Here is an 8,394-nt window from a genome sequence, read left to right on the forward strand (position 1 = left end):
CTTGTTATTTTCTACTTGCCTGTATGAAAGCGTGCCCTGTCGCAAAGGGCGTTTTTAATTTTTGTTTTCAGAAACTTGCGCGCGGTACTGGCTACGATCCCTGCGTCGTAATGACGTAGCCGATTGATCCTCATGGGCATGATTAACGATTTCAGATCTGGTCGCTGCGACCTGACTCTTGTCAATCGCTTGCGCGAGCTGTTTGAGTACTGGATTCTGAAATAGCATTGGCATGGTTATCCGGTCCCCGAAAATGGGTTTCATGAGCGAAACAGTACGTGTGGCCGTCAGTGAATGCCCTCCGATTTGCAGGAAGTGAGCATTTCGATCAACTTGTTCCAGGCCGAGTACCTGTTTCCAGATCGCGGCGATTTTGGCTTCGGTTTCTGTTAGGGGGTGTGCAATAGATGACGTATCGGTCTCATTTATGGCCAGAGTCATCAGATAGTTCCGATCAACCTTGCCGTTGCTGTTTAATGGCAGCGTCTCCAGAAATTTAATTTCAGCAGGAACCATATAATCGGGCAAGGCCCTACTGGCCCAATCTTTCAGTGCCGTTTCGGTTAGCTGCTCGGAATCTCTGACTACAAACCCAGTCAGGTGAACACTCTTATTCTGCCCTGAGTTGGTAACGGCAACGACACATGCCGATTTGATGTCGGGATGACGCAGCAATTGCTTTTCGACTTCAACAGGCTCGATTCTGTGGCCTCTTAAGGCAATTTGGTGGTCCAGGCGTCCTTCAAAAGAGAGATAGCCATCACCAATCCATCGACCTCGGTCGCCGGTAAGATAGATTTTTTTATCTGGATCGTATGGGTGAGCGATGAAGCGTTGCCCGGTCTGTGTATCATTTCCGAAATAACCACGTCCCAATGATAAACCGGATAATGCAATTTCCCCTGGAACGCCAATCGGTAGTGTCCGATGGTGTCGGTCAAGGATGAGTAATTCAGTATTATCGATGGGGCGACCAATGGAATAGGGGTAGTGATCTTCGCTCTTCAATACCCCGGATGTAGCGACAACGGAAAATTCAGATGGACCGTAGTTATTAATTACGCGCACATCCGACAACATTGCACCAAGGTTACCCAGTACATCCCCCCCAGAGAGCAGCCTGCAGTTTTTTATCTGATGGCTGTAGAGCGTAACCAGTTCGCTGCATAACGCAGGCGGGACAAAGGCAACATCAATCTGTTGTTTCTCGATAAACGCAGCAATTGCGCCGCTATCGGTACGAATCGTCCGTGGGAACTTGACCAACGTTGCGCCACAACAGAGTCCAGGCAATGTCTCCCAAATTGATGCATCAAAAGCAGTTGAGGCGAACAAGGTGATTTTGCAACCGGGTTTGAGTTCAAATGCATTCTGGCTCCAACGGATAAGGTTGATTAGCCCCTGTTGCTCGATCATTACACCTTTGGGGGTCCCGGTTGATCCTGATGTGTATATGATATAGGCCAGATCATTCACCGAACTTTCAGTTGAGGTGCGGGTATCGCTGTACTCTATGTGCTGCTGATTGCCCATGGCTCGTGTCTGCAAGACAGAGAAGTCTACATACCTCAGTGTATCCCCTTGGCTTTCGGAGAGTTGCTCGGTCATCTGTTCCGAGAGTTGGCCGACAAACACATAGCGACAACTGGCCTGTTCAAACGTTTGAACCTGGCGTTTTCCGGGGTAGCCAGGATCCGAGGGGATGAACACTGCATTACATTTTGCGATTGCCAGGACGGCGAGTATATATCGATGCCCCTGATTTACACTGAGGCCAATGTGGTCACCTTTTTGCACACCCATTTCATCGATTAAAATCCGGGCCAGGCGTGAGGCCTGATGATTCAAATCCTGATAGGTCCAGGTCACGTGTTCGTCAATTAAAGCAATCGCGTCGGGCTGCTCTAACGCCGCTTTCTCGAACAGAGCGATAAACGAGGTGACCTCTGGAACCGGGCGTTTTGTGTCATTAAATTCTGTTATCAGTGCAATTTCAGCTTCGGGCACATAATCAATCCCCATGGCCGGGACCTGATCGAGTTGCACGATGTTGCCCATACTATCGAGTAACGTTGTCAGATGACTGAATATTCGGTGTCCCAGATCTTCGGGGAATTGCTTCTGGTTAAATAAAAACTCAAATGCAAGTGTGCTGTTTTCAGTGAGTGCTTGTTGATCAGTGAGGATGTCCGGTGAAACTACCAGCGCAAAATCATATGGAACATCTTCAACTTTCTCAGTCTTCTTGACCTCAAATCCATCGCCATGTGCCACTTCGGCATGATTGTCGAGTCGTGGAAAATTCTCAAACGCGAAGACATGATTGATCAAATGATTACCCAGAGGACTGCAACTCTGAATCTCGCTCAATGGCAGGTATTGTGAGTCTGCGGATTCCAGCAGCCAGGATTGCACTTGCCGACAAAGATCCACGAAGGTGGACTGATCATCAATAGATACGACCATCGGAATGGTGTTTATAAACACACCCAAGGTGTTTTCGATGCCGCTGAGATGTTGCGGTCGACCCGAAACGAGTGTGCCAAACACAATACTTTGAGTTTGTTCCGGTCTGGAATCTTTATCACTTTGGTTGTTGTAGTGCGCCAGCAGGAGTGCCCAGCCCGCTTGTATCACTGCATTCTCGGTGACTTGCCATTGGCGGGAGATTGTTTTTACATGGGTGTACTGCTCCCGCGACATGACACAGCGAGTTTTCAGCTTTTGGGTTCCGGTTATCGCAACCGTTTCTGACTGAGTTGTTTGCATCGCATCAGTGGGGGCGGCATCAGTGGCGAGAGGTCTGTTCGTGCCTTTCTGAAATGATTGGAATGGAATCTTAGCGGGCTGTGTCACCGGCGCGAGACGGACTTGCCAGAATGACTTCGCCTGAGAGGGCTCCTGTTGTTCCAGCCATTGAATATACTGGTTGTAAGGTAAACCTGTGGGTCTGCTTTGGTTCTGCCCATAATAGGCAGACAAAAAGTCGTTCAACAGGAGTGGCGTACACCAACCATCCATGATGATGTGGTGCATGCTCCAGATGAGAGCGTATTGTTGGTCTGCGAGCTTTAACAAGCGCATGCGCATCAGTGGGGTGCGAAGTAAATCGAACCGATCTGCAAGATCCTCTTGCTGATGTTGCTTGACTATTTTTTGAATAGTCTGATCGTCAAATGAGATTGCCTGTCCTGTGTTCCTTTGTCTTGAGTTCCCTGTGGATTCATCGAAGTAGCAAAAGGGACCGCAGTGTTGATGCAGGACTGCTTGAAGCGGGCGTTTGACTTTTTCCGATATGAATACAGTTCGTAGAATGTCATGACGGACAAAAAGGGACTTCCAGGCCTGTTCCATCCGGCCTGGATCAATCACTCCATTCAGATAATAGACAACCTGTTCATGATAGATATCGCGCTCCGGGGCCATGAGCGTCTGAAACAACATGCCTTCCTGCATCGGAGAAAGCGGGTATAAATCCTTCAGGTTATCCTTACTGATCATGAAATAATTCCTTCTAGCTCCTCCAGACTGATATCAGAATAGCTCAAGTCTGACGGTGTTATGTCGCGTTGATGCTGGGCAAGGCAATTCGCAGTGACGTTGTCCAGTTGCTGCAGCCAATAATCCAGAAATAGCATTGGATTAAACTCCGGCCAATACTGTTTGTTCCAGTCCGGGTCAAACCTGATTTCCAGATTCAGTTTACCCTCCTGCACGAGGGCGCTAAGTTCAATGGGGCAGGGGCGCTTGGCGTCGGGGCTTACAACCGTCTTCGGATCGATGAAGTAGGCGTCCTGTCCTCGAGTACTTAACTGGAAATGCTGTGCTCGGTTTTGCGTTGCAATTTCACCCAGGTAGTTAAAACTTATAGCAGGTTTTAACGAAAATGAGAGCGGTTTAACAAATTCTTTTGGTCCAAAATTTTCCAGCAACCCGTAACTTGCCCCTTGGTGTGGAACCTTACGGAATTGTTCCTTAATGGTTTTGATCTGGTAGCCAAGATCGCGATTCTGGGTAATGCGCAGCAAGACCGGCCAGACATTGGTAAACCAGCCGGTTACAGCGGCAGAATCGATACCCTTTGTATCAGACGGGTCTGTATTGAATATATCGCGGCCATGGCTCTCTAACTCCAGGAGCAAAGCGGGCATGGCGGTATATTCGTACAGCGCAAGTACGACTCCGGATACCAAAAGGTCTTGGGTATTGGTGCCGTAGGCTTGGTTGGCTTCCCTGAGGAGTTGGCTGGTCAATTGTTCGGACAATTCCAGCTGTTCAGTTTGCACCGCGCCATAGGGACTGGTGAACTGTAAATGCGTTGCCAGACAAGGAGACGGAGATTGCTTCTGGTTGGCTGCATTCTGATAGGCTGAAGTTTGTGCTTGTTCCACTTCAGCTTCAAGAGCTGCCCAGTATTGAATATCTTTAAGAATCGCTTTGCTGCTGGCGAATCGCTTTGTTGCTTCGATCCAGTCCAGCCAGCCCGGCGTTTGTGCAGCAGGCGAGCGTTGTGTCTGAACCGGATTACCCCGCAGGAGAGACTGATAGTGGTCTTCCAGGTCAGCGATCAAGATCTGCCAGGAAACCGCATCGATTACCAGATGATGCGCACTGAGCAGGAGTCTGTCACCCTCGGGCAATGTGAACAGATTGGCCGAAAACACCTTGCCCGTATTGATATCGAATTCAGCTTGGACTTGTTCGCCAATTTCGGACAAGTGGGTGTGTCCCTCAGGGTCTCGCCTTAGATCATGGTGTTGCCATGATAATTTGCGCTTGCTGTTTAATTGCGTATTCTCGGCAAATTTGAGCGACAAGGAACGATGTTGATTAAATACTGCCTGCAGAGCCTCTTTCAACTTATCGCTATCGTAACGACCCGCCTTATCAGTCGTGAATTCTGGTTGTTCTGAGCCTCCGTTGAGCGGGAAGAAAAGTAGCGCATGATTAAACTGGTTTAACCTTGCACCGTGATTGTTCATAAACCGTTTTTGAATCGGGGACAAAATCTGTTCGTTGAGCACGGGCAGGGCGCCTTTCTCTGCAAGTAACGGCGTCAGTAAGTTGGCCAGGGTCTTTAAAACGGGTGTTTTAAAGAGAGATTTAACCTCGAGATGGAACCCTTTCCGGTGCAGCTTTGAAATGGTTTGAATTGCTTTTATAGAATCACCGCCCAAGGCGAAATAGTTATCATCAATACTGATGTTACCATTGCCCAGGACTTCGCCCAGGGTTTCAACCAGTACCCGTTCCTCCAGCGTGACGGGGGGCATAACCGCTGTACCGGAAGCGACTGTGTGTAACGTTTCCGGGCTTGGTAAATGTTTGCGATCAACTTTGCCACTGGGGGTTAAGGGGATTTCATCCAGAACATAGAGATGATGTGGCACCATATAGTCGGGCAGGGTTTCAGCGAGGAAATCAAGTAATGCGGTTCGGTCTGGTGCGTTCATACCGCTCCGGAATACGACATAAGCGATAAGCTGTTGGCCGTTGACCATCACAACCGTGTTCAATACCGAGGGGTGTTGCAGCAATCGGTGTTCGATTTCACCTGGTTCAATTCGAAAGCCTTTCAGTTTTATCTGATCATCGAGTCGGCCGAGATATTCCAGGTTCCCGTCCAGACTCCAACGACCGAGATCTCCGGTTCGGTATAGTTTGAAAGGCGAGAGTCGGGGTAAATTGACAAATTTGAGCTGATCCTGTTCCGGTCTATTCAGGTAACCTCGGCTAAGGCCGCTACCGGCGATGTAGATTTCACCGGGTACACCCACCGGAGCGGGTGTGCCATTTGCCGCGAGGACGAAGAGTTGGGTGTTGCGCAAGGGTTTGCCCAAAGGAATTACAGACGCGTCAGGCAGGCAGTCCCGGGTCAGTCGGTAGGCAGTAACGTCCACACAACATTCTGTTGGTCCGTAGACATTGATCAGGTTGATTCGTGAGCTTTTTTCGTAAAATCGCTGAACCAGCTCCAATGACAGGGCTTCTCCACCAGTGATCAAGAGTTCCAGGCTAAGGCTGTCGAAATCTGCGCTGTCCTGGGACAATATGAGACCCAGCAGACTTGGTGTGCAGTCACTGAGCACGACCTCGTGGGTTTTAAATTTTTGCAATAATAAGGCGGGATCCCTTTTGCTCTCTGGATCAACCACATAGAGGCAGTGGCCCAGTAATAGCGTTGAAAAAATCTGCTGGACACTGGCGTCAAAAACGGTGTTCGCCAGAAGTGCGATACACACCGGTGAGGAATACGGGCGCAGGATGGTTTCATCAATGGCATCAACCAGATTTACAACGCTATGATGCTCGACAAGCGTTCCCTTTGGAATTCCTGTGGAACCTGAAGTGTAAATAATATAAGCGAGTTGGTTTTCCCGGATCTGACCGGAGTTGTGGTGATCCGAAACCGGGTTTGGCGTTGATACAGGTAGATCGTAAACGTCTTCCAATAATATGCAATGGACAGATTGATTTTGAGCGCCTTTAATGCCGCAAAGCTCTTCGTTGTTATGATTTTCCTGGCAGACCAACAGCAATTCATCAAGTGAAGAGTTGGGGGCGATAGTATGGTCAGAAAGAATAAAGCGAACCGATGCATCTTTAGCCTGCATCGATAACCGGGCCATCGGTTGGCTAAGATCCATCGGGAGATACGCACCACCACTTTTTAAAATACCCAGCATGGCCACAAGCAGGTTGATTGAACGGCCCGTGCATAAGGCGACCGGTTGTTCAGGCTCAATGCCTAAGTTGATTAAATGATTTGCAACCTGATTGGAACGTTGATCCAGTTCACGATAACTGAGTTCATGCTGATCATCTTTGACTGCGGCGGCATCGGGTGTCGCGGCAACCTGGAGAGCAAACCGGTGCACCAAGGTGTCCGGCCCGGGTTTGGTATGTTGTGCTGAAGTATTTATAAAATCATGCAGGACAGCTTGTTGGTCCATGGCACTTAACAACAGGTTATCTTTCAGTGGCACTTGTGGGTTGTCACACAAAGCTTCAACCACGACTTCAAATAATGCCGGTATATTATTGATATATTTGGCATCATATTTGGCTGAATCAAAAATAATCTTAGCATTTAGCGATCCGTCTCCTGACGGAACAAATTGAATATCAAAATCGTAGTGGGTTTTATCAAAAGAGAACACCCGGTCAATGCCGAACCCGATTTGCTCCCGGGTTGCTGCAGTACTTACCATTTCATCAAGGGGATAATTTTCAACGGCCATGACAACATTGAACAAATCGCCTTTGACATCAGTACTGCCCTGTATTTGAGATAGCGGACAAAATTGATATTCGGTGCTTTGGAGTTGATCGAATTGTATATTTTTCAGGAATTCCAGCGCGGTAGCGTTCCAGTCAATTTTTACCCGGGTTGGTATTGTATTGATAAAATTGCCAACCATATTCTCAATTTGCTGCAGGTCGGGCGGACGTCCCGAAACAACGGTACCAAAAACCAGGTCGTCAACATCACAGTAACGAGATAGCAGCAGCGCGACCAGCCCTTGTAATACTGAATTGAGGGTTAAGCTGCCTTCCCTTGTCAGCCGGGTTAGCCGGTCATGATTTTCTGGAGAAAGTGAAAAATTGACTTCGTCAAAGGTCTGCGTTTTGGGAGATGGAAAGCGTTTGAACGGGATTTCAATGCATTGCTCATACCCTTCGAGATGGGCTTTCCAATAAGCTAGCGCAGCGGGTAACGGCTTATGGGACAACCACTTAACGTAGTTGCTAAAAGGTGGTGCAGGCGGAAGCTCGATGTTCAGCTTGCGTTGGTACAGCAACATAAACTCCTGCAGCAGAATACCGTAAGACCAACCGTCCATCAGAATATGATGGTGACTCCAGATGATCTCCCACTGGTCATGGGCGAGATGGAGTACGCTTACCCGCATCAAGGGGGCATGATCGAGCTGGAAAGATTGCAGGCGGTCTGCGGTACGGTAGTACTCGCAGAGGTTTTCCCGTTGTTCAAAGTCATGATCGAGCAGGTCGATATGCTCAACCTTGAAAGAAACCGCTTTAAGCACCACTTGCAAAGGTTTGTCTGAATGCTCATAAGTGAAGAGTGTACGCATGATGTCATGACGTTGAACTAACTTGAGCCAGGCGGCATCGAATACGTCGCGATCAAAGTGGCCACTGATACGCCAGGAAGTTTGCTGAAAATAAGCTGATGAGTCTTTCTCTTTCAGGGCATGGAATAGCATGCCTTCCTGAATTGGTGTGAGCGGGTATATATTTTTTACGTCTTGTTTTGAGAAACCCATGACAATCCTCGATCTTCCCGGTCTTTTTGTCCTGTTACCGTATTTTAGTACGGCAAATGTGGTATTTTGTTTTGCAAGCTTCGTGTTATGGTTTTGCGTCAGGCAG

2 protein-coding genes are annotated in these 8,394 nt (G+C 48.4%); both read right to left on the reverse strand.

Annotated elements, in window-relative coordinates; translation table 11 throughout:
• Positions 1-54: 54 nt before the first annotated feature.
• On the reverse strand, positions 55-3,501 hold the full coding sequence (locus tag OLMES_RS13185; protein ID WP_087461689.1) for a non-ribosomal peptide synthetase: 3,447 nt from the start codon (positions 3,499-3,501) through the stop codon (positions 55-57).
• Complete coding sequence (locus OLMES_RS13190) at positions 3,498-8,288, reverse strand: non-ribosomal peptide synthetase (protein WP_087461690.1); 4,791 nt, start codon at positions 8,286-8,288, stop codon at positions 3,498-3,500. The genes OLMES_RS13185 and OLMES_RS13190 overlap by 4 nt, the downstream gene beginning before the upstream one ends.
• Positions 8,289-8,394: the final 106 nt, after the last annotated feature.

Origin of the sequence: Oleiphilus messinensis (assembly GCF_002162375.1) — a bacterium.
Lineage (GTDB): Bacteria > Pseudomonadota > Gammaproteobacteria > Pseudomonadales > Oleiphilaceae > Oleiphilus > Oleiphilus messinensis.